This window comes from Peptoclostridium acidaminophilum DSM 3953, assembly GCF_000597865.1.
Lineage (GTDB): Bacteria > Bacillota > Clostridia > Peptostreptococcales > Peptostreptococcaceae > Peptoclostridium_A > Peptoclostridium_A acidaminophilum.
Window position 1 is genome coordinate 1,088,772 of the sequence record NZ_CP007452.1, and the last position, 21,304, is coordinate 1,110,075.

34 protein-coding genes and 2 pseudogenes are annotated in these 21,304 nt (G+C 37.3%); 28 read left to right on the forward strand and 8 right to left on the reverse strand.

The window, feature by feature from the left end:
* Nucleotides 1-265: 265 nt before the first annotated feature.
* Together EAL2_RS05325 and EAL2_RS05330 are read right to left on the reverse strand one after the other, a co-directional pair.
* The gene (locus EAL2_RS05325) at nucleotides 266-1,393 is read right to left on the reverse strand and encodes a tyrosine-type recombinase/integrase (protein ID WP_025435374.1); all 1,128 of its coding nucleotides are present in this window, start codon (nucleotides 1,391-1,393) and stop codon (nucleotides 266-268) included.
* Between the two features lie 18 nt (nucleotides 1,394-1,411).
* Nucleotides 1,412-1,921, reverse strand: coding sequence for an ImmA/IrrE family metallo-endopeptidase (locus tag EAL2_RS05330; RefSeq protein ID WP_025435375.1), 510 nt, complete (start codon nucleotides 1,919-1,921; stop codon nucleotides 1,412-1,414).
* Nucleotides 1,922-2,146: 225 nt separating this feature from the next.
* On the opposite strand from EAL2_RS05330, the gene EAL2_RS05335 reads away from it, so the two are divergent.
* The 5 genes from EAL2_RS05335 to istA all read left to right on the forward strand — a co-directional run bounded on the left by EAL2_RS05335 (nucleotide 2,147) and on the right by istA (nucleotide 4,864).
* On the forward strand, nucleotides 2,147-2,347 hold the full coding sequence (locus EAL2_RS05335) for a hypothetical protein (protein WP_025435376.1): 201 nt from the start codon (nucleotides 2,147-2,149) through the stop codon (nucleotides 2,345-2,347).
* Nucleotides 2,298-2,888, forward strand: a complete 591-nt coding sequence (locus EAL2_RS05340; RefSeq protein ID WP_207641148.1) for an ABC-three component system protein — start codon at nucleotides 2,298-2,300, stop codon at nucleotides 2,886-2,888. The genes EAL2_RS05335 and EAL2_RS05340 overlap by 50 nt, the downstream gene beginning before the upstream one ends.
* Before the next feature lie 13 nt (nucleotides 2,889-2,901).
* The gene (locus EAL2_RS15640; protein WP_207641149.1) at nucleotides 2,902-3,117 is read left to right on the forward strand and encodes an ABC-three component system middle component 8; all 216 of its coding nucleotides are present in this window, start codon (nucleotides 2,902-2,904) and stop codon (nucleotides 3,115-3,117) included.
* Nucleotides 3,114-3,992 (forward strand): hypothetical protein, encoded by an 879-nt coding sequence (locus EAL2_RS05350; RefSeq protein WP_025435379.1) that lies wholly within the window; start codon nucleotides 3,114-3,116, stop codon nucleotides 3,990-3,992. Before EAL2_RS15640 ends, EAL2_RS05350 begins: the two co-directional genes overlap by 4 nt.
* Nucleotides 3,993-4,054: 62 nt before the next feature.
* The gene (gene istA / locus EAL2_RS05355; RefSeq protein WP_084480958.1) at nucleotides 4,055-4,864 is read left to right on the forward strand and encodes an IS21 family transposase; all 810 of its coding nucleotides are present in this window, start codon (nucleotides 4,055-4,057) and stop codon (nucleotides 4,862-4,864) included.
* A gap of 26 nt (nucleotides 4,865-4,890) precedes the next feature.
* On the opposite strand, the pseudogene EAL2_RS05360 reads toward istA, so the two are convergent.
* Nucleotides 4,891-6,035, reverse strand: a pseudogene (locus tag EAL2_RS05360) (IS3 family transposase).
* A gap of 51 nt (nucleotides 6,036-6,086) precedes the next feature.
* Here EAL2_RS05360 and EAL2_RS05370 point away from each other — a divergent pair.
* The 3 genes from EAL2_RS05370 to EAL2_RS05380 all read left to right on the forward strand — a co-directional run bounded on the left by EAL2_RS05370 (nucleotide 6,087) and on the right by EAL2_RS05380 (nucleotide 8,687).
* The gene (locus EAL2_RS05370; RefSeq protein WP_025435383.1) at nucleotides 6,087-6,821 is read left to right on the forward strand and encodes a Mu transposase domain-containing protein; all 735 of its coding nucleotides are present in this window, start codon (nucleotides 6,087-6,089) and stop codon (nucleotides 6,819-6,821) included.
* Nucleotides 6,821-7,564 carry an IS21-like element helper ATPase IstB gene (istB, locus tag EAL2_RS05375; protein WP_038601615.1) on the forward strand — a complete coding sequence of 248 codons (744 nt, stop codon included), beginning with the start codon at nucleotides 6,821-6,823 and terminating at the stop codon, nucleotides 7,562-7,564. The genes EAL2_RS05370 and istB overlap by 1 nt, the downstream gene beginning before the upstream one ends.
* A gap of 370 nt (nucleotides 7,565-7,934) precedes the next feature.
* Complete coding sequence (locus tag EAL2_RS05380; protein WP_148295973.1) at nucleotides 7,935-8,687, forward strand: DUF2326 domain-containing protein; 753 nt, start codon at nucleotides 7,935-7,937, stop codon at nucleotides 8,685-8,687.
* A gap of 131 nt (nucleotides 8,688-8,818) precedes the next feature.
* Here the strand turns inward: EAL2_RS05380 and EAL2_RS05385 are convergent.
* The 5 genes and pseudogenes from EAL2_RS05385 to EAL2_RS05410 form a co-directional block, all read right to left on the reverse strand.
* A pseudogene (locus EAL2_RS05385) lies at nucleotides 8,819-9,963 on the reverse strand (IS3 family transposase).
* 211 nt (nucleotides 9,964-10,174) lie between these two features.
* Nucleotides 10,175-11,488, reverse strand: coding sequence for a hypothetical protein (locus EAL2_RS05395; protein WP_025435385.1), 1,314 nt, complete (start codon nucleotides 11,486-11,488; stop codon nucleotides 10,175-10,177).
* 80 nt (nucleotides 11,489-11,568) lie between these two features.
* On the reverse strand, nucleotides 11,569-11,928 hold the full coding sequence (locus EAL2_RS05400) for a PH domain-containing protein (protein ID WP_025435386.1): 360 nt from the start codon (nucleotides 11,926-11,928) through the stop codon (nucleotides 11,569-11,571).
* Nucleotides 11,929-12,082: 154 nt separating this feature from the next.
* Entirely contained in the window at nucleotides 12,083-12,364 is a 282-nt protein-coding gene (locus EAL2_RS05405) for a coiled-coil domain-containing protein (protein WP_025435387.1), read from the reverse strand.
* 41 nt (nucleotides 12,365-12,405) lie between these two features.
* Nucleotides 12,406-12,768 carry a helix-turn-helix domain-containing protein gene (locus EAL2_RS05410; protein WP_025435388.1) on the reverse strand — a complete coding sequence of 121 codons (363 nt, stop codon included), beginning with the start codon at nucleotides 12,766-12,768 and terminating at the stop codon, nucleotides 12,406-12,408.
* A 162-nt stretch (nucleotides 12,769-12,930) separates the two neighbouring features.
* Here EAL2_RS05410 and EAL2_RS05415 point away from each other — a divergent pair, with 162 nt between their 5' ends.
* From EAL2_RS05415 to EAL2_RS05495, 20 genes are all read left to right on the forward strand, one after another.
* On the forward strand, nucleotides 12,931-13,122 hold the full coding sequence (locus EAL2_RS05415; protein ID WP_038601814.1) for a helix-turn-helix transcriptional regulator: 192 nt from the start codon (nucleotides 12,931-12,933) through the stop codon (nucleotides 13,120-13,122).
* A gap of 35 nt (nucleotides 13,123-13,157) precedes the next feature.
* The gene (locus EAL2_RS05420) at nucleotides 13,158-13,403 is read left to right on the forward strand and encodes a hypothetical protein (protein WP_038601817.1); all 246 of its coding nucleotides are present in this window, start codon (nucleotides 13,158-13,160) and stop codon (nucleotides 13,401-13,403) included.
* A gap of 3 nt (nucleotides 13,404-13,406) precedes the next feature.
* Nucleotides 13,407-13,643, forward strand: a complete 237-nt coding sequence (locus EAL2_RS05425; RefSeq protein ID WP_025435389.1) for a hypothetical protein — start codon at nucleotides 13,407-13,409, stop codon at nucleotides 13,641-13,643.
* A gap of 16 nt (nucleotides 13,644-13,659) precedes the next feature.
* Complete coding sequence (locus EAL2_RS15340) at nucleotides 13,660-13,968, forward strand: helix-turn-helix domain-containing protein (protein WP_025435390.1); 309 nt, start codon at nucleotides 13,660-13,662, stop codon at nucleotides 13,966-13,968.
* Nucleotides 13,969-14,114: 146 nt separating this feature from the next.
* Complete coding sequence (locus tag EAL2_RS05435; RefSeq protein WP_025435391.1) at nucleotides 14,115-14,549, forward strand: helix-turn-helix domain-containing protein; 435 nt, start codon at nucleotides 14,115-14,117, stop codon at nucleotides 14,547-14,549.
* A gap of 14 nt (nucleotides 14,550-14,563) precedes the next feature.
* Complete coding sequence (locus EAL2_RS05440; protein ID WP_025435392.1) at nucleotides 14,564-14,758, forward strand: hypothetical protein; 195 nt, start codon at nucleotides 14,564-14,566, stop codon at nucleotides 14,756-14,758.
* Nucleotides 14,755-14,946, forward strand: coding sequence for a hypothetical protein (locus tag EAL2_RS05445; protein WP_025435393.1), 192 nt, complete (start codon nucleotides 14,755-14,757; stop codon nucleotides 14,944-14,946). Before EAL2_RS05440 ends, EAL2_RS05445 begins: the two co-directional genes overlap by 4 nt.
* Nucleotides 14,947-14,959: 13 nt before the next feature.
* A complete protein-coding gene (locus EAL2_RS05450) occupies nucleotides 14,960-15,229 on the forward strand; it encodes a hypothetical protein (RefSeq protein WP_025435394.1) in 270 nt (89 codons plus the stop codon).
* Nucleotides 15,229-15,639 carry a single-stranded DNA-binding protein gene (locus EAL2_RS05455; protein ID WP_025435395.1) on the forward strand — a complete coding sequence of 137 codons (411 nt, stop codon included), beginning with the start codon at nucleotides 15,229-15,231 and terminating at the stop codon, nucleotides 15,637-15,639. Before EAL2_RS05450 ends, EAL2_RS05455 begins: the two co-directional genes overlap by 1 nt.
* A 137-nt stretch (nucleotides 15,640-15,776) precedes the next feature.
* On the forward strand, nucleotides 15,777-16,724 hold the full coding sequence (locus EAL2_RS14760) for a hypothetical protein (RefSeq protein ID WP_025435396.1): 948 nt from the start codon (nucleotides 15,777-15,779) through the stop codon (nucleotides 16,722-16,724).
* Between the two features lie 15 nt (nucleotides 16,725-16,739).
* A complete protein-coding gene (locus EAL2_RS05465; protein WP_025435397.1) occupies nucleotides 16,740-17,993 on the forward strand; it encodes a replicative DNA helicase in 1,254 nt (417 codons plus the stop codon).
* A gap of 49 nt (nucleotides 17,994-18,042) precedes the next feature.
* Nucleotides 18,043-18,318, forward strand: coding sequence for a hypothetical protein (locus EAL2_RS05470; protein ID WP_025435398.1), 276 nt, complete (start codon nucleotides 18,043-18,045; stop codon nucleotides 18,316-18,318).
* 33 nt (nucleotides 18,319-18,351) lie between these two features.
* The gene (locus tag EAL2_RS05475) at nucleotides 18,352-18,648 is read left to right on the forward strand and encodes a hypothetical protein (RefSeq protein WP_025435399.1); all 297 of its coding nucleotides are present in this window, start codon (nucleotides 18,352-18,354) and stop codon (nucleotides 18,646-18,648) included.
* Complete coding sequence (locus tag EAL2_RS05480; RefSeq protein ID WP_242842497.1) at nucleotides 18,645-19,091, forward strand: nucleoside triphosphate pyrophosphohydrolase family protein; 447 nt, start codon at nucleotides 18,645-18,647, stop codon at nucleotides 19,089-19,091. Before EAL2_RS05475 ends, EAL2_RS05480 begins: the two co-directional genes overlap by 4 nt.
* Before the next feature lie 38 nt (nucleotides 19,092-19,129).
* Nucleotides 19,130-19,309, forward strand: coding sequence for a hypothetical protein (locus EAL2_RS05485; RefSeq protein ID WP_207641150.1), 180 nt, complete (start codon nucleotides 19,130-19,132; stop codon nucleotides 19,307-19,309).
* Complete coding sequence (locus EAL2_RS15460; protein WP_158408894.1) at nucleotides 19,306-19,470, forward strand: hypothetical protein; 165 nt, start codon at nucleotides 19,306-19,308, stop codon at nucleotides 19,468-19,470. Before EAL2_RS05485 ends, EAL2_RS15460 begins: the two co-directional genes overlap by 4 nt.
* On the forward strand, nucleotides 19,451-19,609 hold the full coding sequence (locus EAL2_RS15465; RefSeq protein ID WP_158408895.1) for a hypothetical protein: 159 nt from the start codon (nucleotides 19,451-19,453) through the stop codon (nucleotides 19,607-19,609). Before EAL2_RS15460 ends, EAL2_RS15465 begins: the two co-directional genes overlap by 20 nt.
* 19 nt (nucleotides 19,610-19,628) lie before the next feature.
* Entirely contained in the window at nucleotides 19,629-19,793 is a 165-nt protein-coding gene (locus EAL2_RS15470) for a hypothetical protein (protein WP_158408896.1), read from the forward strand.
* 84 nt (nucleotides 19,794-19,877) lie between these two features.
* Complete coding sequence (locus EAL2_RS05490) at nucleotides 19,878-20,423, forward strand: hypothetical protein (RefSeq protein WP_025435402.1); 546 nt, start codon at nucleotides 19,878-19,880, stop codon at nucleotides 20,421-20,423.
* A 231-nt stretch (nucleotides 20,424-20,654) separates the two neighbouring features.
* Nucleotides 20,655-21,215: a site-specific integrase gene (locus tag EAL2_RS05495; protein ID WP_025435403.1), complete on the forward strand. Its 561-nt coding sequence runs from the start codon at nucleotides 20,655-20,657 to the stop codon at nucleotides 21,213-21,215.
* Nucleotides 21,216-21,304: the final 89 nt, after the last annotated feature.

The window sequence follows — 21,304 nt, forward strand, 5'->3', positions numbered from 1 at the left end:
CAAAAAGGACTCTAACGGATTATTAATCCATTTGAGTCCTCATTTTGCATGATTGGTGCCGAAGGCGGGGGTCGAACCCGCACGAGTGTTACCTCTCCGGATTTTGAGTTGTGTTTATGGCGTTTCAGATGGCCTTGATTCATTTCAATTGATTGTGTAATAAGCGAAAATCAATAGCTTATTTATTTGATTCACAAATACAATACACATTGAATTTGATTGATTCTAATATTTGCGTTTGCAAAATGTTTGCAATGTTAGCAGTTTATTTGGCTTTGTATAGGATGTCATCCATGAGGTTGGCTGTCTTTTCCTCCATGTCGAAAAGCACGTGAGAATAGAGGTCTAGGGTTATACTGATATTTGAGTGGCCGAGTCGGGAGCTTGCTATCTTAGGTGATATGTTCTGTTGGAGCATCAATGTAGCATTGGTGTGCCGTAGGTCATGCAGCCTTACATTAGGCAAGTCGTCATGCCTCCTGAGGAAATCTCCGAACCTGTGGCTAAAGCCGGCAGGATTTATCGGTTCGCCGTTCTCTTTGCAGAACAGAAAGTCATTAGCGCAGTATAATGATTCAAAGGCAATCTTATGCTCAAGTTGTTTCCTCCTGTGTTCTTTAAGCATCGAAAGCAGGGTAGGGGATAGCTTGAGCTTTCTATTGCTGGTCTCAGATTTAGGGTCTTTGAACACAAGCTTAGTTCCCGCCCTGACGAGGTTCCTTTGTATAGTTATGATGCCTTTATTGAAGTCTATATCTTCCCATTTGAGAGCAAGTAGTTCGCCCCTCCTTAGTCCAAGAGACAATACAACATTTATAGGTACGTTTAGATATTCGCTTTCTTTAAGTTTCTCTATGAGAAGCCTAACCTCATCCAGTGTTAACGCCCGCGCTTTGTATTTTATGATTTTCGGAGGCGAGACAACATCAGCCGGGTTCTTGATTATGAGTTGCATCCTGAAAGCGTAGTCTAATGCCTTCCTAAGAACCCTATGATGTTGAGTCAGTGTCTTGCCGGAAAGAGATTCACCTTTCTCATCATAATATGTCTGGATGTCTAGTGGACGCAATTTCTGCAATCGAATATCCCCTATAGCCGGAACGATATGCTTTTCTATAATCATTCGGTAGCCGTATAGGGTAGTTGGAGACAGACGATTTGACGCGTATTTCTCAAGCCAGTATTCAAGATACTCTGCCATGCTAATGTTTTTAGGCATTACAAAAGTTCCATTCTCAATTTCGTTGATTTTTTCGGCAAGCTCTTTCTCAGCATCTCGTTTAGTTGCATATCCTGAAAACCATCTTTGTTTTCGTTTCCCTGTCTGCGGATCCGTACCGACATCCAGAACTATAGCCCATTTCTTGCCGCGTTTCCTAACATGTCCACGCATTGAATTCACATCCTTTCACTATTCAACTGGTTCATATATAAAAATTGAAGGCAAAGAGGACAAAACCAAACTTCTTTTATCATCCAGCTTCCATGCTGGCCTTTCTTTGGCCATGAAGTTAAATTTCTGCATCAAGAAGTCTTCCGGCACCAGAAATATATCTGCTAACTCCTCATACGATGAGACGTTTCTATCACGAATTGTTTTAATGAGATTTTTTGTAGGCATTAAAAACTCTGTTGCCCATCGAAGAGCATGCAGCTCTTTCTTGTCCAGCATAATCCTTTCGGAATCGCACATATAACGACGAGGAGTAATATCCCCTATGGTTGTCATATAGTGACCGATTTCCTCAGCCAGGACGGCCCTGTATAGCCTTGTATCATTTTTAATATGCTCGTTGATTAGTATTATGTAGTAATCCCCATCGTAGTTGTAATAGCCTAATACAGGCGCAGGTAAAGGCGCATACTTTTTGATGATGCAGCACTTTGTCAAAATAGATTCTAATTCTTCTGTTTCGACCATAAGTATTCCTCCTCGCAAAAGAACATATGTTCGAAAATAGTTTAGCATAGAATAGGTGTTTTAGAAAGTGTATATGTTGAGTTGATTTGAAATTATTTGTTGAAAAATATTAATTGAGATGTTAATATATATAAATTTTCCAAAGAATTTAATAGAAGTATTGTTTTTATATATATTGAATTGTAGAATTGGGTTAGTATATGTATTTTAAAGGGAGTGTTTTAAATGAACAGTATTACTAATGTCTCGATAAATGATATTATACAAGCTATTATTGAGTTGTTCGCTATTGGAGGTATAGGTTATGCAATATATGTTAAAGTAAGTAAGAAAAGGGATAGCAATAAAAATAGAGATATAAATCAAAATATTGTAAATGGAAACAATAATAATCAGGCTGGGAGAGATATTAATGTTAAAAAGTAGTTTAGGAGGGGTCTCTCAAGAAATAATTAACGGTAGCAACAATAATCAAGCTGGTGGAAGTATAAATCAAACTGTTTATCATAACCACTATCATAATCTGCCAAAGGTTATCCAATTTTATGAAAAGGATATAGAAAAAGTAATAATGTATTTTGCTAAGGAGATTGATTCTATAGGTGGGTCATTGGATGATTTTTATTGTCCAGGTATTGAAGAAAAAAATAGAATAAATAATTTATCACCTGAATACTTTAATTACATGAAGAAAGAGCATCTAGCATATTTCAAAAAAATCAAAGTGTTTCTCGAAGACCCAAAGAATCAGTGCTACTTAAAAATGTATCAAAAAACAGTAGCAGAACTACAATGTAAAATTATGATTAATAAAAGCAAGTTCAATAGATTTGAAGAAGCCTTTGAATGGATTTTAGATTATGTAAATAGTAAAAACAATCTCGATATAATTGACAATAGAGAATTGCTTATAATATTTTTGCATTTTATGTATTGGAATTGTGATATAGGTGATAAATATGATTAAACCCCATAAGTATTTGAACTTAGAAAACTGTGTTATAAGTATATGTGTTCTCATACTAAAAATTTTAAAAGATGTTGAAATTATCAAATATAATGATTTATACAATATTGTATTTCAAATAAAAGGAGAAAATATGAAATATAATTTCATTCCTGCGCTAGATTTTCTTTTTTTACTTGGGAAATTACAATATTATCCTGAGACTGATACTTTGGAGTTGATAGAATGAAAATAATGCAGATATATTGTAATAAAGAAAATTTTAAAACAGTTAAGTTTGAAGAGAAACTAAATCTAATAGTTGGAAGAATTAAGCATGAGGAAAATTTTGAAAAGGATTCACATAATCTAGGTAAAACTTCATTAATTGAAATAATTGATTTTTTACTGCTAAAAGAAATTGATAAGAGTCATTTTCTAATGAATGGTAAGTTTAATGATTATGTATTCTATATAGAAATACTGTTAAATAGCGGAACATGTGCAACAATAAGACGTAGTGTTGATAAAAATACTAAGATATCAATAAAGTTACATAAAGATAAATATCAAAATTATGTAAATGATACTTTGTGGGATTATGACAGTTTAGCATTAACCAGTAAGCATGATGAAGAAAATCCAAAAAAAATTCTTAATAAATTATTAGGATTTAATGTTTTAACTCAATATGACTATAGACAAACAATAAATTATTTTTTGAGAACTCAATATGATTATGCAGATGTATTTAAGCTTAGTAAATTTAGAGGAAAAGATATTGGTTGGAAACCGCTATTGTATGAATTGTTGGGATTTAAGAAAGAGAATGTTATAACTAAGTATGAGTTGGAGGAGAACAAAAAGGCTCAGGAGAAAAAAATAAGAGAAATAGAGCAAGAATTTTCAATAAACACGGAAGAAATTGACAAAATCAACGGATTAATTCAAATCAAAGAAGATGAAAAAATAGAAACAATTAAGACAATTGATATGTTTGATTTTTATCTAAAAGAGAGGGGCTTAAATAAGCAACTCATAGAAGAATATGAACAAAAAATATCTGAACTTAATACAAGTGTGAATGCTAGTATAAGAGTGAGCCATTTAGTGCCTTTGTGCTAACCAAAAAGTGAGCCACTTTTCAAAAAACCTGTATACTAATCTCAAAGATTAGTGCAGGGAGGATGAAAGGTGTGATCATTGACGTGGACATTTACCAAAAGATTAGAGAAATGAGTACAATCCAGGGTATGTCTCAAAGGGCTATCGCTAAAACGCTCGGCATATCTCGCAATACCGTCAAAAAATATTGTGACGGTGACAGCGTTCCATGGGAACGCAAAGAATACAATCGTAAGGCAGACATTCTGACTGACGATGTATTAAAGTTCATTCTTCATTGCCTTGAGGAAGACAAATCCGAAAATATAAACAAACAGCAGCATACTGCAAGGCGCATATATCAACGGCTTGTAACTGAAAAACAGTTTGCCGGCGGCGAGTCAACAGTAAGATTGGCTGTAAAAAGGATTAAAGGGAATATTCCCAAGTCATTTATCCCATTGGAATTCGATCCGGGGGAAGCTCTCCAAATTGATTGGGGAGAAGCCACCGTGTATCTTGACGGGATTAAAAACAAAATCAATCTCTTTTGTGCAAGGCTATGCTTCAGTTGCGCAATTTTCGTAATGGCATTCAAGCACCAGAACGAGGAATCCTTCTTGGAAGGTCAACAGAAGGCATTTGAATTCTTTGGCGGTATTCCTCATAAAACAATATTTGATAATGCTAAAGTTGCAGTAAAAGAAGGCTTTGGCCAATACGCAAAGATTCAAAACAGGTACAAGGCCTTTAGCGCCCATTATGCATTTCAACCGTTGTTTTGCAACATTGCAAGCGGAAATGAAAAGGGCCTGGTTGAAAACCTTGTAGGATTTTCAAGAAGAAACTTTATAATGTGCACGCTTGTCAAGACACGAAATTCGATTTTCTAAGATAAGTCTCCTTTCGTGATAAAATATTAGGCTGCAAGTGGCTGATGTCCGTAATACACATCAGCTGGTGTGCGGTAGTTGTAACTCTGATGCCCTCTTTTGTAATTGTATGTTTCTATGTATTCTTTTGTGAGTGATTTAACTTCATGAACAGTTTCAGGGCACAGCAAATACAAGCGTTCCCACTTATATGAACGGAAAAATCTTTCAATTGCTATGTTGTCAGTTGCTCGGCCTTTGCCGTCCATGCTGATTTTAGTCATTTTTAGATGCTTAATACAATCAATGTAAGCTTGTGATGTGAATTGGCTGCCTTGATCACTGTTAATAATTTCGGGCATGCCGTGCTCCTTTACAGCGCTTTCTACTGCGCGTATGACCATATCTGTTTGCAAAGTGTTGCTAATGGTATAACCTACGATAAATCTTGAATACCAGTCGATTATGGCTGTTAGATATACAAATCCTGTCGGGGTTCCTATATAAGTGATATCAATAGACCAGACTTGATTTGGACGATTAATGTCAAGATGTCTTAAGAGATATGGGTATGTCTTGGATTGTTTTGCACGCTTACTCAAATTAGGGCCAGGATAGAAGCAGGTAATGTCCATTTCCTGCATGTATCGCTTAACCAAGCGTCTGCCCACATGGTTGAATCCGAGTTTGCATAGCTCATTGCGTATCCTTCTAACACCGTATGAAGGTTCGTCAAAGTGAATTCTATCAATGGCATTTTTTATGGTAATCTCATCCTTCGATGGGCTTATTTCAACAGGCTTGTGATATGCACTGGATCGTGGCAAATCAATCAATTCACATTGATGTTTGACTGTTAGATCTGAATCAGTCCATTCAATCAGCGACCTTTTTTCTTCATTTGTGAGATTTGCACCTGTTTTTTTTTAAGCCAGTCTACATCCAGTGTGAGTTCACCAATTTTCTTTATAAGATGCTCCTTTTCATCTTCATGTTCGCGCTGAATCTTTTCAATGTTTTCGTTCTTCTTATCAAATACGGCGGACATGTTGGATAAAAACTCTGCTTTCCAGCGACTAATTAATTGTTGTGATACATCATATTTTTTAGCGATTTCAGCCAATGTGCTTTCTTCGCGAAGGAGTTCAAGCACTATTGCGGCTTTCTCCTCAGGGGTCCAGTTTCTTCTCATTCTGCTCATGTTCTTATTTTATCTTATTTTTTAGAATATGTGTCCAATGCTATGTGTACATTTTACTTCCTGGTTCCTGTTCCAAGGATAAAAAACTTATCAGAGCTGAATAGTTTACTATCAGAAAAATGCAACGAGTATAAGCAGCATATGATACAAGGACGTGAGGGAACTGTCGGTATGCGGCTCTTTCAAGAAGCATCATACTTCTACTCACTTCCAAAATACAGTTTTGATACAAGCAAAACTGCGATTGCAAAAGTAAATGAATACTCCACAGTAAGGTTTGATAAAAACAATTATTCAGTTCCGGCAACACTGATAGGCCAGGAAGCCACAATAAAGGCCTATGGCAACGAAATCAGAATACATCACAAGTCTGCAGTCGTGGCATCCTATGACCGCATCTATGGTCCAGGGGGCTACACCAGCTATACTCTGGAGCACTACATGCCACTTCTGGAACGAAAGCCACGCTCCGTATTCAACGCCAAACCTGTAAGGCAGGCTATTCAGAGAGACCTGCTTGAATGGGGAATGAAATTCCCAAATGCAAACAGGGATACTGTCAAACTTCTTCGATTGTGCCTTGATTATGGCACTGACAGGATAATCGGCATTAAAAACCAAATACCTGCTACGGTAAGTCCCACAATCGACCTGGTACGAAGTTACTTGGATGGTCCTGTATCAAACGGCGTAATATCGGTTGCAACGGATATCTCAGTTGATAATGTGGACCTATCGGCTTATGATGCCAAATTCAAAGTGGCGGTGAACGGATAATGGGTGAAATAAACGTGAAGGCACAGTCTATTTCTCTTTACTGCAAGCAGCTCAAGCTCCCTACCTTTTGTGATTATGAAAATATGATCCGTCAGATGGACACCAATATGAGCTATGAGGATTTCCTCCTTGCGCTACTAAGAGTTGAGAACGACCAGCGTCAGGAAAATAATCGCAAAAGGCGGATCAAAGCTGCAAAGTATCCATATTTGAAGACTCTTGATGAATTTGATACAAGCCGGCTTAAACATGTAAAAGAACCTTTTATTTTTGAGTTGTCTGAGTGCGACTACATAGACAAACATCAAAACATTGTAATGATAGGGAATCCCGGAACAGGCAAGACGCATCTTGCAATAAGCCTTGGCTTGAAAGCCTGCACCCTCGGATATTCCGTCAAGTTTTATAACGCCGCATCACTTGCAACTGAATTGGTCGAGGCCAGCGAGTACAAAAGGCTGGCAAAGCTTGAAAAACAGCTGTCTAAAGTTGATCTGCTAATACTAGATGAACTCTCATACCTAAGCTTTAACAGGCATCAGTCAGATCTGCTTTTCAAGGTAATCTCTGATCGATCCGAAAAAGGCAGCATCATAATAACCACAAATCTTGAATTCTCAAGATGGACAGAGCTTTTCGATAATCCAATAATGGTCGCAGCCCTAGTTGACAGAATAACATTCCGCTCCTATGTATTAAACATGAATGGCGATTCTTATCGAAAGGACAGCAACAGCAAATAAAAGATGAATTAAGGGAAATGAAGGCTAAACCCAATTTCCCTTCTTTATTACAATAAGTGGCTCAAATATTCATTAGCACAAATATGAAAATGGTATACTTTTTCATTAGCACAGGTGGCTCAGAAATTCACTAGCGCCTGGCTCAAATATTCATTGACATTCAGATACAAGGGAATATAATTTAAAATATGATATTAGTAAAATAAATGAATCTTTCGAATCCGATAATACTTTTGATATTGATGAAACCATAGAAATATTCAAGGAAGTAGAAATATTTTTTAATAGTCAACTAAAAAAAAGCTACGAAGAATTAATTGAATTCAACAAAAAAATCACGAGTGAGCGTAAAAAATATCTCAATGAAGCATTGGAAGAAAAAACCAGCGAATTAAATAAAGTTGAAAACAGATTGCAAAGTCTAAATGGTAAGAGAATGGAAATTATGAAAATTTTAAGAGAGAAAGATTCTTTTCAAAAATTTAAAAAATATCAATATGATTTAATTGAAATAGAAAAAGAAATAGAACGTTTAAAAGTTCAGTTGGAAAATATCGACGTAGTTAAAGTACAAAAAATAGAATTAGATAACATTATAAAAGACATTAACGAAGTTAAAGAAAAAATAGAACTAGAAGTTAAGAAAAGCAACGAACTTTATAAGAGCATACGTAAAGATTATTACAACTTTTTAAAGCGAATTATATTTAAGCCTGGCATACTCTCGATAACAAACAATAAAAAGGGAAACGTGGAATTTAAAGCTGAAATAGCAAATGATAATAATGAATTAACTTCTGAGGACAAAGGATTTTCTTATAAAAAAATATTATGTGCTTGTTTTGATATTGCATTATCAAAAAACTATAATGATAAATCCTTCTTTAGATTTATTTATCACGATGGTTGTTTAGAAAGTTTGGATCCACGAAAAAGAGTGAAATACTTAGAGTTAATAGAGGAAATTTGTGATAAGTATGATATACAATATATTTTGACTGTTTTAGACTCGGATATACCAATTGTTGGTGGTGAAAAGTATTCATTTAAAAATGTTAATTTGGCAGTGGAATTATCAGACGAGGATAATGATACAGGAAGATTATTTGGAATTGCATTTTAGTGAATAAAACAATACTTCAGAATGACTTAACCGCGGCAGGTGTCTACTAAGTTGCGATTTTGTATAATGTGCACGCTTGTCAAGACACGAAATTCGATTTTCTAAGATAAGTCTCCTTTCGTGATAAAATATTAGGCTGCAAGTGGCTGATGTCCGTAATACACATCAGCTGGTGTGCGGTAGTTGTAACTCTGATGCCCTCTTTTGTAATTGTATGTTTCTATGTATTCTTTTGTGAGTGATTTAACTTCATGAACAGTTTCAGGGCACAGCAAATACAAGCGTTCCCACTTATATGAACGGAAAAATCTTTCAATTGCTATGTTGTCAGTTGCTCGGCCTTTGCCGTCCATGCTGATTTTAGTCATTTTTAGATGCTTAATACAATCAATGTAAGCTTGTGATGTGAATTGGCTGCCTTGATCACTGTTAATAATTTCGGGCATGCCGTGCTCCTTTACAGCGCTTTCTACTGCGCGTATGACCATATCTGTTTGCAAAGTGTTGCTAATGGTATAACCTACGATAAATCTTGAATACCAGTCGATTATGGCTGTTAGATATACAAATCCTGTCGGGGTTCCTATATAAGTGATATCAATAGACCAGACTTGATTTGGACGATTAATGTCAAGATGTCTTAAGAGATATGGGTATGTCTTGGATTGTTTTGCACGCTTACTCAAATTAGGGCCAGGATAGAAGCAGGTAATGTCCATTTCCTGCATGTATCGCTTAACCAAGCGTCTGCCCACATGGTTGAATCCGAGTTTGCATAGCTCATTGCGTATCCTTCTAACACCGTATGAAGGTTCGTCAAAGTGAATTCTATCAATGGCATTTTTTATGGTAATCTCATCCTTCGATGGGCTTATTTCAACAGGCTTGTGATATGCACTGGATCGTGGCAAATCAATCAATTCACATTGATGTTTGACTGTTAGATCTGAATCAGTCCATTCAATCAGCGACCTTTTTTCTTCATTTGTGAGATTTGCACCTGTTTTTTTTTAAGCCAGTCTACATCCAGTGTGAGTTCACCAATTTTCTTTATAAGATGCTCCTTTTCATCTTCATGTTCGCGCTGAATCTTTTCAATGTTTTCGTTCTTCTTATCAAATACGGCGGACATGTTGGATAAAAACTCTGCTTTCCAGCGACTAATTAATTGTTGTGATACATCATATTTTTTAGCGATTTCAGCCAATGTGCTTTCTTCGCGAAGGAGTTCAAGCACTATTGCGGCTTTCTCCTCAGGGGTCCAGTTTCTTCTCATTCTGCTCATGTTCTTATTTTATCTTATTTTTTAGAATATGTGTCCAATGCTATGTGTACATTTTATTGACTGTAAAAGTTAAGGGATAGGTGCTTAAAACAAGCATCTGTCCCTTAACTGCATTATACACCCAATTTTGGGCGAGTCAATACAGGATTTATAGCATTGAAAAACAAAGATAGTATCACCTCGAGATATACTGCTTTGTTTTTCATTTTTTTAATATTTTATTATATTTTGCTTCGAGATGGCCACCAATACTACTAATATTAATCATTTTTATTGCTTCCACATATTTTTCTTTACATCTAGGATGTGTTTTCAGTCTATCAGCAAGAATCGATTTTGTATCCATTTCCAGCAAATCCAAAAGTATACTGATTTCTTTAGGTGTGAAGTTTTTAATCATATCTTCATAATATTGTTCAGCCATAGAAGATGTACCATATCTGTTGCCGACATAGCATATAAGTATTGTATAAACGTAACTTGGTTTGATTGTATCAGGAATTTCTGTTTCTAGAGATAATTCGAATAATCTTTCTGCAAATGGGGGTTCGTTATAAAAATTATCGTAGGACATATGTACAGAATACAGCCTATTACATGCATTGGAAAAAATATGATGAACTTCCATATCACTTAAACAGTTAAGAAGCCCTAATTTTTCAAACATTTTCAATGATGCAGAATGCCTTTTTTCGTCACCTTTTGCTTGATATTCATAATGTTTATCTGTTAAATTTAATTTTATTTGTGGTGTGAAATCAGAAGCAAAATCCATGCATATATTAAGAGCATTAATTCTAGATTGTTCTGCTGAAGAAGGATCACAATATACCCCATGTAACATTCCAAATAACATTTCACGTTGTGCATCATGGGTCTCTTTAAGACGAGAAATCCACAAATTTAATTGTGTAGTAGTGAATTGTCCTCCTTTTAATGCTGTAGCAAAAGAATTAATATCAACACCTTTTAAATTGATTACAGATGATAAAGCATACTTACTACAACGACTAATAAAAAAAATCAGTTCACGATCATCAATAAATGCTATGCTGGGATGTGCAGCAGAGAAATTATTTCGTATATCTCTACATTGATCCAAAAAGAAGAATCCTTCTTCAGATATCAAATTTAATTTCAAACATAAGCATAATAATTCTGCATCCTTCAGGTTGTTTAATTTTTTTTCATCAAAATTATCGCTTAGTATGTGTGCCACAACATTGTATCCAAAATCTTTAACTTTATTGCGCAAATTTCTTATTGATGCATTCCAAATATAGTTTATTGCGCCATCAAATAATCCCGTCGATACGGCTACGCACATTCTTGCCAATAGTTCATCTCTGAGTTCAGGAGGTATTCTTAATAATTCCCTAGGAAGTTCCTTCCATGCATATTGAATTTCATCATCGGAAGCTAATACAGTTCTTTCTACTCCTAAAGTATTTGTTATTTGACTAATAAAAGGAAGCATGGATTCATGTAATACTGGTAATAATCTTTCATCGGACATATTAAGTAAAACCTCCTTATATTTAAATGAATAAATACTGAAAAAAAGCTGTGTAAACAGCTATATTCTAAGGAAATAGATTATTTACATATGTACTTGGCTAGCACATGCTCAATTTCAACAAGATTGGTTCCCTTGATAAATTCAAGGTCAAAATTGCCGCTGCGAGTGAACAAAGTGACATCTGCATCCATGTCCAACATACCGGCTTCTTCAACAGCAAATCCATGTATTGAGCTATAAGGAACGCTTACACGTTTCTTTTTCTTTGAGATGAATTTGTTGTCGAAGAAAATTACTCTCTTATTGGTGAAGCATATCTCATCCAGCACCATCTTATAGACATGCTCAACTTCTTCACCTGGAAGCAGCAGTTCATTAAACTTGTCTACATTTGTAACCTTTGAAGCCCCTAGCATACCCTTAAGATTGTTAATCATGATAAAACCTCCCTTATATTAAATAATTGTATAAAAGCATAGAAACGGAACCCATTTCTAAAAACCTGTTACAATAATGAGAAATTATGACATGGCAAGCTAAAACAAAAGCTGTATTACTACAGCTAATTTATTATTTATTTTATTGAGTACATTACTTTACAGCCTTAAGTATGGCTATATCAGTCATATTCTTTCCGGTTATTGCTTCAAGAGCGGTGACATCCTGCTGGATCTTGCTGATGCCGTTATTGATATCGATATGCCTTTCAGCGTTTTTAGCTTCAATGTCATCCAGCTTTTCGCTTATCTTATCAACCTTGGAATCTAGGCCATCAACCTTATTTTCCAATGATTCCAGCCTTTTATTTATTGAAGATATGTCATTTTTCATTGAACCAATCTCGCTTAATATTTGTTTTAATATATCTTCCATATTCAGAACCGCCAAGTTTATACTAGCAAAAATTTATGATTTTAGTTTATTTTATTTCTTTTTTTTAAAGACCCATCCGGATTATATTTTGACTTAAGAAATTCGATATAGTCCTCCACCTGCTTGATATCTTCTTCGGACAAGCCATTGGCATTGATGCTATGATATGCCTTAGTTAGTATCTTACTGCCAGGCTTACGCTCGTCTGTTCGGCCAAGGAGGTAGTCTATGGAGACGTCGAAGTAATCACTGATAGACTTTAATTTGTCAAAATCTGGTTGTTTGCCTTTGGTTTCATACCCAGCTATAGTAGCTCTTCCCACGCCTAAAATATCAGCAATATCTTGTTGAGTCAGATCTTTCTCTATTCTTAAATTTTTCAATCTATCACCAAATGTAGACATGAAATCCCCCCTCAATGAATATTTTAGTCCAAAATGTGTCTAAAATAAACTTTGGTGTCTATAATGAACTTTATTTTCGAAACACACTTGACAATGTGTCAAAAAGGCACTATCATAAAACTATAAGATGTTCCGTTAAGACACGCAAGGAGGTGGGAATGATTGCGAAAAAAATTGAAAGAAATGAGAACTAAAAGTGGATTGACGCAAGACAAGTTATCAAAAGAGCTTGGGATATCAAGGGCATCGTATACAAATATAGAATTAGGCCTCAAAAATCCATCTCTTAGTCTTGCCATAAAAATTAAAGCTGTTTTAAATTACAGCAACGACGATATTTTTTTGAATGGATAGTGTCAAAAAGGAACGCTAAGAAGGAGGCGACCACATTGGAAGCAGATAAGAGAATTGAAGAGCTGGAGAAGAAAGTGGCTGCTCTGGAAGTGCGAGTTCAAGAACAGCCTGATGTAGAAAAGATTGCAGAAGCAGTAGCAAAACGATTGATTTTGCCGGATTATGATTCAAAGCAATTATGCAAGACAACGCCAGTGATTTTAGACTCTAGCGATGAAATCAAAATGTTTGATTTAAGGGATTTGGCAAAGAGTTTTTTATCAAAGGGAAAGGAGGTCTGAATCATGCTAGTCGCTGAAAACATTGAAGGCTTTGACAAGCTTGGAGTAAACGCCGACATGTTCAAGAAATTTCTCTATAATTTCTACCACGCCTGGGGGCTTGAAACACGAATGACAATCGAGCCAATCAGCGTGAAGTATCAAAAGGACAAAGCCAACGGGCCATTCCTTAGATTCGATTACGAAATGAATGGCCGCAAATGCTGGCTGCATGTGAAAGGTCCAAGAACATGGTATTAGGAGAGGAGGAATAGTCATGAGTGAGGGCGCCCTTGTTTTACTAGATAGGCTCTTGGCTGAGGTAACCAGCCTCAGAAAAGAAGTACAAGAACTTAAAGAAATACCGGCTGCTGCACCCAATGTCGAAGATGAAAGCATGGATGTACATGCAGTGATGGAGTACTTAGGAGTAGGAAAGTATGCAGCATATGAGCTTTTTAGACGAAACGACTTTCCGGCAATAAGGATAGGTAAACAGCTTAGGACTACACGCAAGTTACTTGATAAATGGCTTGAGGAGCAGAGTAAGAATGAAAAGACATATCTTAGAGTTGTGAACCGATAGTTTTTCAACGACAAGAGCTCCTGTGGGGCAGGAGCTTTGAAAGATGGGAATATGCTGTTTGAGATTTGAGAGAAATGCTGGAAGAGTATTTAATTGGAGGGAATTATCTTATGACTTAATTATAAATTATTGTGGAGGCGAATTGAATGAAGGCACAATGCAAGAATATGTATCAAAATGCTAGACAACTTGCCGGTTTGACGCAGCTTATGGCTGCCGAGTATCTGAATGTTAGTGTACGTTCTCTAGCTGACTACGAAACAAACAGGACAATACCTCCGGAAGACATAGTTTGTGCTATGGATAAGCTATACAATGCAAGGTGGCTTGTATATATGCATATGAAGCAAAACACATTATTAGGGCGGATTTACCTTCCGGATGTAGAATTTTCAGACGTGGCAAAGTCTGTACTAAGGCTTCAAAAAGAAATGCATGATTTAAGCAAGATTAATAACAGCATGATTGAAATTGCTTGCGATGGAATAGTCGATAAGTACGAAGAACAGAAGTGGGAACGAATAACCAAGGAAGTTGATGATGTAGCAGGAGCTGCAATGGCACTTATTTTTTCAAAATGAATGGGAGGTGCAATGTGAGCGAATTGGCAGAGTACAACAGAATTAGCAACAAGGTTATTGAAACAATAGGTGAGCATATGAAGCTGCTTGTAGAACACATGGAGATTTTCAACAAGCCTGATTCAGACAAAAGATTGGCTGAAATCGAATGCAAAATGCAAGAGCTTGAGAGACATAAGCAAAGGCTGGTAGGAGGTAAAGAAAGATGAAACGCGGGATAGCTTCGGGAACAATACATGACCTGCAGCGGCTTATTCATGCAAGAAGTAAAGAAGAGCAGCTGATAGCTGTTAAAAAAGAGATGTTTGAGCTACATATGGACATAGAAAAAGCCCTCCAGGACTGGCATCCGAAAAGGGCTGATGAAAGATACGTTAAATTAATTATATCACACTAATGAGGTGATGGTCATGATTTCTAATATAGATTTACTTGAAAACTATACGGCACTTCTGATAGCGATTGACCGTGAATGCAATCCGGAGGAAGCGTTTCAGATACTAGATAAGGTGTGCGAAGGAAAGCTACCTAGACGGAAACCAAGCGAGAGCGACATTGTAAATATGATTAAGCTCAGAGCGTGTATGACACTCAGAGAGATAGGAGCTCTATACGGATGTGACGCTTCTACAATATGTATAAGAATCAGAAAATATAAGAATTCTAAGGGGATGATTTAGTGAACTGCGTAGTCATAATCGGAAGACTTACAAAAGATCCTGAGCTCAGATATATACCGACAACCGGGAATCCTGTATCTACATTCACAGCCGCTGTGAATAGGCCTTTTAAGAACAAGGAAGGTAATTACGAAGCTGACTTTATTCAAGTTCAAGCATGGGGAAAACAAGCGGAAAATTGCGCCAATTACCTTCAAAAGGGCCAGCAGGTCGGGGTGAAAGGCAGAATCCAGACCAGATCATACGAAGACAAGGAAGGCAGCAAGAGATACATAACTGAAATAATATCTGAAAATGTAGAATTCCTTGGAAAGCCAACGGGTGAGGGCATAAATGGGTCGCAACCGGACCAAGAAACTCCGCAATATGAACCTATAGGGAATCTCGACGATAGCGATTTGCCGTTTTAGGAGGCTGATATGATACGAATTGAAGCGTGCCAAACTAAAAGACGACGAAGATTTAGTGATTTAATGTTGTTGGCAGGCGTGGGAGCTATAGCTTTCACCCTGCTATGCTTAATAATCGTTTTAGGGGGATTGTCATTATGAAGAAGCTTAAGCGGGTTGTAATCAAGGAGGAGTTGGTGACTCTAACTGGAGATTTTAGGCTAGGCGTAGTTCTTGGCCAGATGATCTACTGGTCTGAGAAGGTCAGCGATTTAGACAAATACATACTTGAAGAAAAAGAAAGATGCATGAAATTCGCAACGAGTGACCAGGACATCCCTAATATAGAACTTGCCAATGGCTGGGTATACAAGAAGGCCGAGGAGCTGTCTGAGGAAACCATGATGGGCGTGCAGCCTAAAGCCATGAGAGAGTATCTTAAAAAGCTTGTTGATAAAGGCTGGCTTGATGAAAGGCGCAATCCCAAAATTAAGATGGATAGAATACTTCAATATAGAGTTAACCTTCTCAAGATTCAAAAGGACCTGATGGAGCTTGGCTTCAGTCTTGATGGGTACGCAATCAATCTTAATGACTTTGTTGACAGTGAAGAAAAAAATGAGTCTGTAACCGAGGGTGATTTGGATAATTCGAATTGTCTTAAAGAAAATTCGAAACGTGAAAAAGAAAATAGAAAGGGCGAAAAGGAAGCTAGAAAGGGCGAAAAAGAAAGAGCAATACCAGAGATTACTACAGAGATTACAAACAATAAAATATATCGTGTGTTTGACCATTATCAGAAAACCTTCGAAGGCATATACGAAATCAGGATGCTATCTGAAAGCCGTAGAGCAAAAATAAAAGCTCGGCTTAAAACCTATACGCCTGAGGAGCTGATCAAGGCAATAGACAACATCAGAAACTCACCTTGGCATATGGGCGGTAATCCATCGAGCAAGTTCTACGCTACCCCTGAGTTCATTTTTAGGAGCGATGAGATGATTGAAGGGTGGATACAGAACAAGCCACAAAAGCAAATAGAGCGACAAAGCGATTCAAGCAATCAGCAAGGAGAGCGAGATTCCAACAGATACAAAAAATTATAAACGGAGGTCGGTGAAATGAGGGATATAAGCACACTTAATATTGAAAAACAGGTGCTGGGCTGCTTGATGATGTATCCGCATCTGCTTGAGCACATGAGCAAGTTGAGCGAATCCTTATTCGACATACCAACACACAAGGAGATATTTAAGGCGATTAAGAGCCTTGCAGACGAAGGCCAGGGCGTAGATCTAGTAACATTGCATTACAAAGCTCCGAAGATTGATATTACGTACCTGACTGATATGGGTGCAGACATACTAACCGACAGGAATTTTGAAACATACATAGAGCAGCTCAAAAGAAACTCAACGGTCAGTTCAATAGCAGCGCTGGGTGACTATGTGAAGCTCAATGCACAAAAGGACGATGTGCTTGAAAATACAGAAAAAAGAATAGATGAGATAAGGGGCTTGGTTTCGAATAACTCACTTACTTCAGCTAGAGAGCTTGCAGTAAGCGCATTTGAAAACATTGAGAGCAGGTACAACAGCAACGAGCTTAAGGGCTTGGATACAGGCTTCCTTGACTTGAACAGAGTCCTGGACGGCCTAACAGAAGGATATCACATAATTGCCGGCAGGCCTGCAATGGGCAAAACGGCGCTTGCACTTGATATAGCAAGGAATGCAGCAGTCAAGAAAAAGAAGAGTGTGGCAGTGTTCAGCCTGGAGATGCCAAAAGACAAGCTGATGGAGCGTATTTTGCACCAAGAATCACTTCTCAATAAATCAAAAATCAATGGGAAGAAGATGCAGGACGATGACTGGGCAAAGCTTGTACAGTCGGCATCGGCCATATCGAACAGCAACCTGTTCATAGCAGACGATTTATTCTCAATATCCGAGATTAAAACCGAATGCATGAAATTAAAAAGAACGGCTGGATTAGATCTTGTGGTGATAGATTATCTGCAGCTCATGCAGGTTGAAAAATCCGACAGAAGAGAAGGTCTTGAAGAAGTGTCGCGAGGCATAGTAAGGCTCTGGAAGGAGCTTGGATGCCCGGTGCTGGTTCTAAGTCAGCTAAGCAGGGGATGCGAGATGAGGACAGACAAAAGGCCGATGCTTTCAGACCTTAGAGAAACAGGGCAGATAGAGCAGGATGCGGATACTGTGATGTTTGTCTACAGGGATGAATATTACTATCCTGACACCGATAAGAAGAATATTGCCGAAGTCATTATAGGCAAAAATAGATATGGGGAGACAGGCAGAATAGATTTGGTGTTTGCTCCAGAAATGACTAAATTCCTGAATATCGTGAGATAGGGCCAGCGAAAGGCGCAATATGAATAAATGGCGAAGGGAGGTACTGCAGATGAGAAAGGAAGTTAGCGATCTAAAAAAGGCATTGTTTGTGCTTCTGCATGACCAATATGACATGCCCGACATAGAGATAGATAGTGACGATGAGGACTATATAGACTGTATCATAAGCGCACTAGTCGAAAAGAATGGAGACATATGCCCGTTCAAAAATTACGATTGCGTAGGAAGATGCGAAGCAAATGGAGTAGGCTGCATATGCGGTCTGAATATCGATTGCGACAGAGAGCCTGAAGATGTCTGGAGTAATTTCTTCAAAATAGCATAATCCAAGCAAATAGCGCAATAGGAGGTGCAGGTCATGAGCAACCTAAAAGAGATAAAGAGAGCTATACAATATCATAGGCAGCAGCTGGGATTTGAGCGAGGGAGAGACAGCATTAGGCTTGCTAGATATTACGAGCTGGCGATAGATGCACTTGAAAAGTTAATCCCAAAGAAGCCCACCGTCATAATATCAGAGAAGGATACTATGGTGGGCAGAGCCAAGTTTTGCAAAGGTACAAAGCTATATGATTGCCAGTGTGGAAGCTTCATAGGATACCTAGATGCATATTGTAGACGTTGTGGCCAGAAAATAGATTGGGAGGCAGAATGATGTTAAGTAAAGCACAACAACATGATTTGAAAGAGTGCGAAACAATGATGGAAACAGGCGAAGAAAAGGATTGCAGCTTATGTAGTTGCAATGGATGTTTAGCAGACGTGATTACCGAAATGAGTTTTGAAAAATATCAACTAGAAGCTGAAAGGACTGCCGGCAGCCTTGATGACAGAAACAGATTCCTTAATTTTAGCATGGGATTGGCCGGCGAAGCTGGAGAAGTAGTCGATTATCTTAAGAAAGTGCTGTGGCATGGCCATGAAATGGACCAGGACAAGCTCAAAAAGGAGTTGGGAGATGTACTTTGGTACGTGGCCACAATTGCAACTACAGCTGATTTAGATTTAAGTGAAATAGCTATAGCCAACATTGAAAAGCTGAAAAAGAGATATCCAGAAGGCTTCGACGAAGAGAAAAGCATCAAGAGAACAGAATAATATAAAAAGGGGATAGCGATTTGAGATGCAAGCTGGAATTGGGGAAGAAATACACAGTTGAAGTCTTGGAAAGCGGGAACAAGAGAAGCAAATTCAAGGGCACACTGATAAGCGAAAACAAGCACATCTGGACTTTCAGAAAGCAAAACGGATTACTTGAAAGCTTCTGCAAAAACACATACCAAGGGGAATTGAAGATACAGGAGGCATTGCGATGAAGCTTAATCCGAGAGTTGAGGCTGTTGTAAGAAGATATTTCAAGGGGGAAAATCTTGAGACTGCAATAAGAAAGGAAAAGGCAAAGCTTGAGGTGAAAAAGATATATAACATAGTAGCTGAAGCTAAAGGGGGCACTCAAAATGGAAAGGGAAGAGTTTAAAGTATCAAAGACAGACAAAGGCTTTAATATCAAGAAAATTGTGTACATAGAAGGCTATCCAAAAGAGAAGCGGCTCGATAAAAAAGAAATAGCAGCTGTGGTCAAGGGGTTGCTGGATAACATAGCAGTAGCAAAATAAAATAGGGGGAATACTATTCATGGGAAAAGAAGAACTAAAAGCTAGAATACATGCGAAAGTTGATGACATAGTAGATGCGGTTGAGAAAATAGGGGATATCAACTATTTTGAGTTTGGAATAAAAAGCGTCAATGGGGACTTGATAATAAAGCTTGAGAATACGTACAAAGAAAGAATTAAATAAACTGTGCTGACCGAGTAGCGGAGGCACTTCCAGAATGGGGCTGGGAGTGTCTCTTTTTATTTAAAAAATGGAGGGGAAATTGAAATGAAAAAGATGCTGGAAAATGTATTGAGGAACTATAAAAAAAATAAGTCTGTCGTTGAAATGGCTCAAGCCAGAATTGATGCTTGGGAAGCTGCAATTAAAAATCCAGAGATGATACTTGAGGTGTTTTCTGATGACAAGTCAAATAATTGCTGGATGGGCGGAAGTGGATACACAAAGCATTCTGTCGTTGAAAATGAAGTGATAAAAAAGCTTACAAAATGCGAAGATGAGAACATGAAAAAAGAAAAGTATGTGGAGATATTGAAAGAATATATCAAAAGAGAAAAATCCAAAGCATTCATGCCAAAGCTTGAAATAAGCCAAGTTGAATGCATGCTATCCAGCCTCACAAACCAAGAAAAATATGTAGTTGAATGCAAATACCTTGAGAATATGTCATGGGGAGAAATAGAAATCAAAATAAATGAAAAGTATAGGCAGAAAAACTATATAACGACATCCGGGATAAGAAAAATTAATTTCATGGCCATAGACAAATTGATTGAAGTTTTAGAGCAAGTGAACGCCTTAAAAGTGGTATAAATCGAAAAGTAGCAGAAATGGGGCAGAAAAGGGGCAGTTTTGGGGCAGTTTTTTCAGAAAAAGTATGAAATAATAGAAGCATGGAGATTTGTTCCAAACCATATAATATTTCGAAAAAGCAGCTCATGAAAAAAGGGCTGCTTTTTTAATGCAAAAAAGGTCGAGTGGGAAAGGTACACTCCAAAGATATTCGCAGAGGGTGGGGCGAGAGAGTGTAAAGGTGGTGAGAACGTGAATTTTGTGGATCCTATCAGAGATGAACAGACAATAGATGACATAGCAGCCTATCTAAAAAAACAAAGCGAAAGAAACTATATTATGTTTATGGTAGGCGTTCATTCCGGGCTTAGAATATCTGATATTCTGCGAATCAAGATTAGAGATGTGAAGAACAAAAGCAGTCTGAATATTATTGAGAAAAAGACAGGCAAGCAAAAGAACATTCCTATCATGCCTAGATTGCGAAAAATATTGAACGAATACTGTAAGGATAAAGATCCTGACGATTATCTAATTAAATCGCGTCAAAACTACAACAGTCCTATCAGTAGGGATATGGCTTATAAAATATTGAGCAAAGCAGGAGAAGAGCATGGAGTGTTCAATATGGGGACGCATAGCTTAAGAAAAACTTTCGGATACCATTTCTACAATCAATATGGCGACATAGTAATGCTGCAGCAGATATTCAATCATAGTCATCCGAGGATAACCTTAAGGTATATCGGAATGACCGACGAAAGCACAGAAAGGGCTATAAATAACTTTAAATATAAAATGAGTTATTCATAATGAAAAAATGTATAATTGGCATTTTTAAATCGAAGCCTAATGCTGAATTTGAGTGAGTTTGAAGTGGAATGCATGAGTTATACAAAATT

Excerpts from the sequence above, each read along its gene's own strand:
- EAL2_RS05325 (WP_025435374.1), bottom strand. The coding sequence starts at position 1,393 with ATGCGTGGACATGTTAGGAAACGCGGCAAGAAATGGGCTATAGTTCTG.
- EAL2_RS05330 (WP_025435375.1), bottom strand. The coding sequence starts at position 1,921 with ATGGTCGAAACAGAAGAATTAGAATCTATTTTGACAAAGTGCTGCATC.
- EAL2_RS05335 (WP_025435376.1), top strand. The coding sequence starts at position 2,147 with ATGAACAGTATTACTAATGTCTCGATAAATGATATTATACAAGCTATT.
- EAL2_RS05340 (WP_207641148.1), top strand. The coding sequence starts at position 2,298 with ATGGAAACAATAATAATCAGGCTGGGAGAGATATTAATGTTAAAAAGT.
- EAL2_RS05350 (WP_025435379.1), top strand. The coding sequence starts at position 3,114 with ATGAAAATAATGCAGATATATTGTAATAAAGAAAATTTTAAAACAGTT.
- istA (WP_084480958.1), top strand. The coding sequence starts at position 4,055 with ATGAAAGGTGTGATCATTGACGTGGACATTTACCAAAAGATTAGAGAA.
- EAL2_RS05370 (WP_025435383.1), top strand. The coding sequence starts at position 6,087 with ATGTGTACATTTTACTTCCTGGTTCCTGTTCCAAGGATAAAAAACTTA.
- istB (WP_038601615.1), top strand. The coding sequence starts at position 6,821 with ATGGGTGAAATAAACGTGAAGGCACAGTCTATTTCTCTTTACTGCAAG.
- EAL2_RS05395 (WP_025435385.1), bottom strand. The coding sequence starts at position 11,488 with ATGTCCGATGAAAGATTATTACCAGTATTACATGAATCCATGCTTCCT.
- EAL2_RS05400 (WP_025435386.1), bottom strand. The coding sequence starts at position 11,928 with ATGATTAACAATCTTAAGGGTATGCTAGGGGCTTCAAAGGTTACAAAT.
- EAL2_RS05405 (WP_025435387.1), bottom strand. The coding sequence starts at position 12,364 with ATGGAAGATATATTAAAACAAATATTAAGCGAGATTGGTTCAATGAAA.
- EAL2_RS05410 (WP_025435388.1), bottom strand. The coding sequence starts at position 12,768 with ATGTCTACATTTGGTGATAGATTGAAAAATTTAAGAATAGAGAAAGAT.
- EAL2_RS05425 (WP_025435389.1), top strand. The coding sequence starts at position 13,407 with ATGCTAGTCGCTGAAAACATTGAAGGCTTTGACAAGCTTGGAGTAAAC.
- EAL2_RS15340 (WP_025435390.1), top strand. The coding sequence starts at position 13,660 with ATGAGTGAGGGCGCCCTTGTTTTACTAGATAGGCTCTTGGCTGAGGTA.
- EAL2_RS05435 (WP_025435391.1), top strand. The coding sequence starts at position 14,115 with ATGAAGGCACAATGCAAGAATATGTATCAAAATGCTAGACAACTTGCC.
- EAL2_RS05445 (WP_025435393.1), top strand. The coding sequence starts at position 14,755 with ATGAAACGCGGGATAGCTTCGGGAACAATACATGACCTGCAGCGGCTT.
- EAL2_RS05450 (WP_025435394.1), top strand. The coding sequence starts at position 14,960 with ATGATTTCTAATATAGATTTACTTGAAAACTATACGGCACTTCTGATA.
- EAL2_RS14760 (WP_025435396.1), top strand. The coding sequence starts at position 15,777 with ATGAAGAAGCTTAAGCGGGTTGTAATCAAGGAGGAGTTGGTGACTCTA.
- EAL2_RS05465 (WP_025435397.1), top strand. The coding sequence starts at position 16,740 with ATGAGGGATATAAGCACACTTAATATTGAAAAACAGGTGCTGGGCTGC.
- EAL2_RS05470 (WP_025435398.1), top strand. The coding sequence starts at position 18,043 with ATGAGAAAGGAAGTTAGCGATCTAAAAAAGGCATTGTTTGTGCTTCTG.
- EAL2_RS05475 (WP_025435399.1), top strand. The coding sequence starts at position 18,352 with ATGAGCAACCTAAAAGAGATAAAGAGAGCTATACAATATCATAGGCAG.
- EAL2_RS05480 (WP_242842497.1), top strand. The coding sequence starts at position 18,645 with ATGATGTTAAGTAAAGCACAACAACATGATTTGAAAGAGTGCGAAACA.
- EAL2_RS15460 (WP_158408894.1), top strand. The coding sequence starts at position 19,306 with ATGAAGCTTAATCCGAGAGTTGAGGCTGTTGTAAGAAGATATTTCAAG.
- EAL2_RS15465 (WP_158408895.1), top strand. The coding sequence starts at position 19,451 with ATGGAAAGGGAAGAGTTTAAAGTATCAAAGACAGACAAAGGCTTTAAT.
- EAL2_RS15470 (WP_158408896.1), top strand. The coding sequence starts at position 19,629 with ATGGGAAAAGAAGAACTAAAAGCTAGAATACATGCGAAAGTTGATGAC.
- EAL2_RS05490 (WP_025435402.1), top strand. The coding sequence starts at position 19,878 with ATGAAAAAGATGCTGGAAAATGTATTGAGGAACTATAAAAAAAATAAG.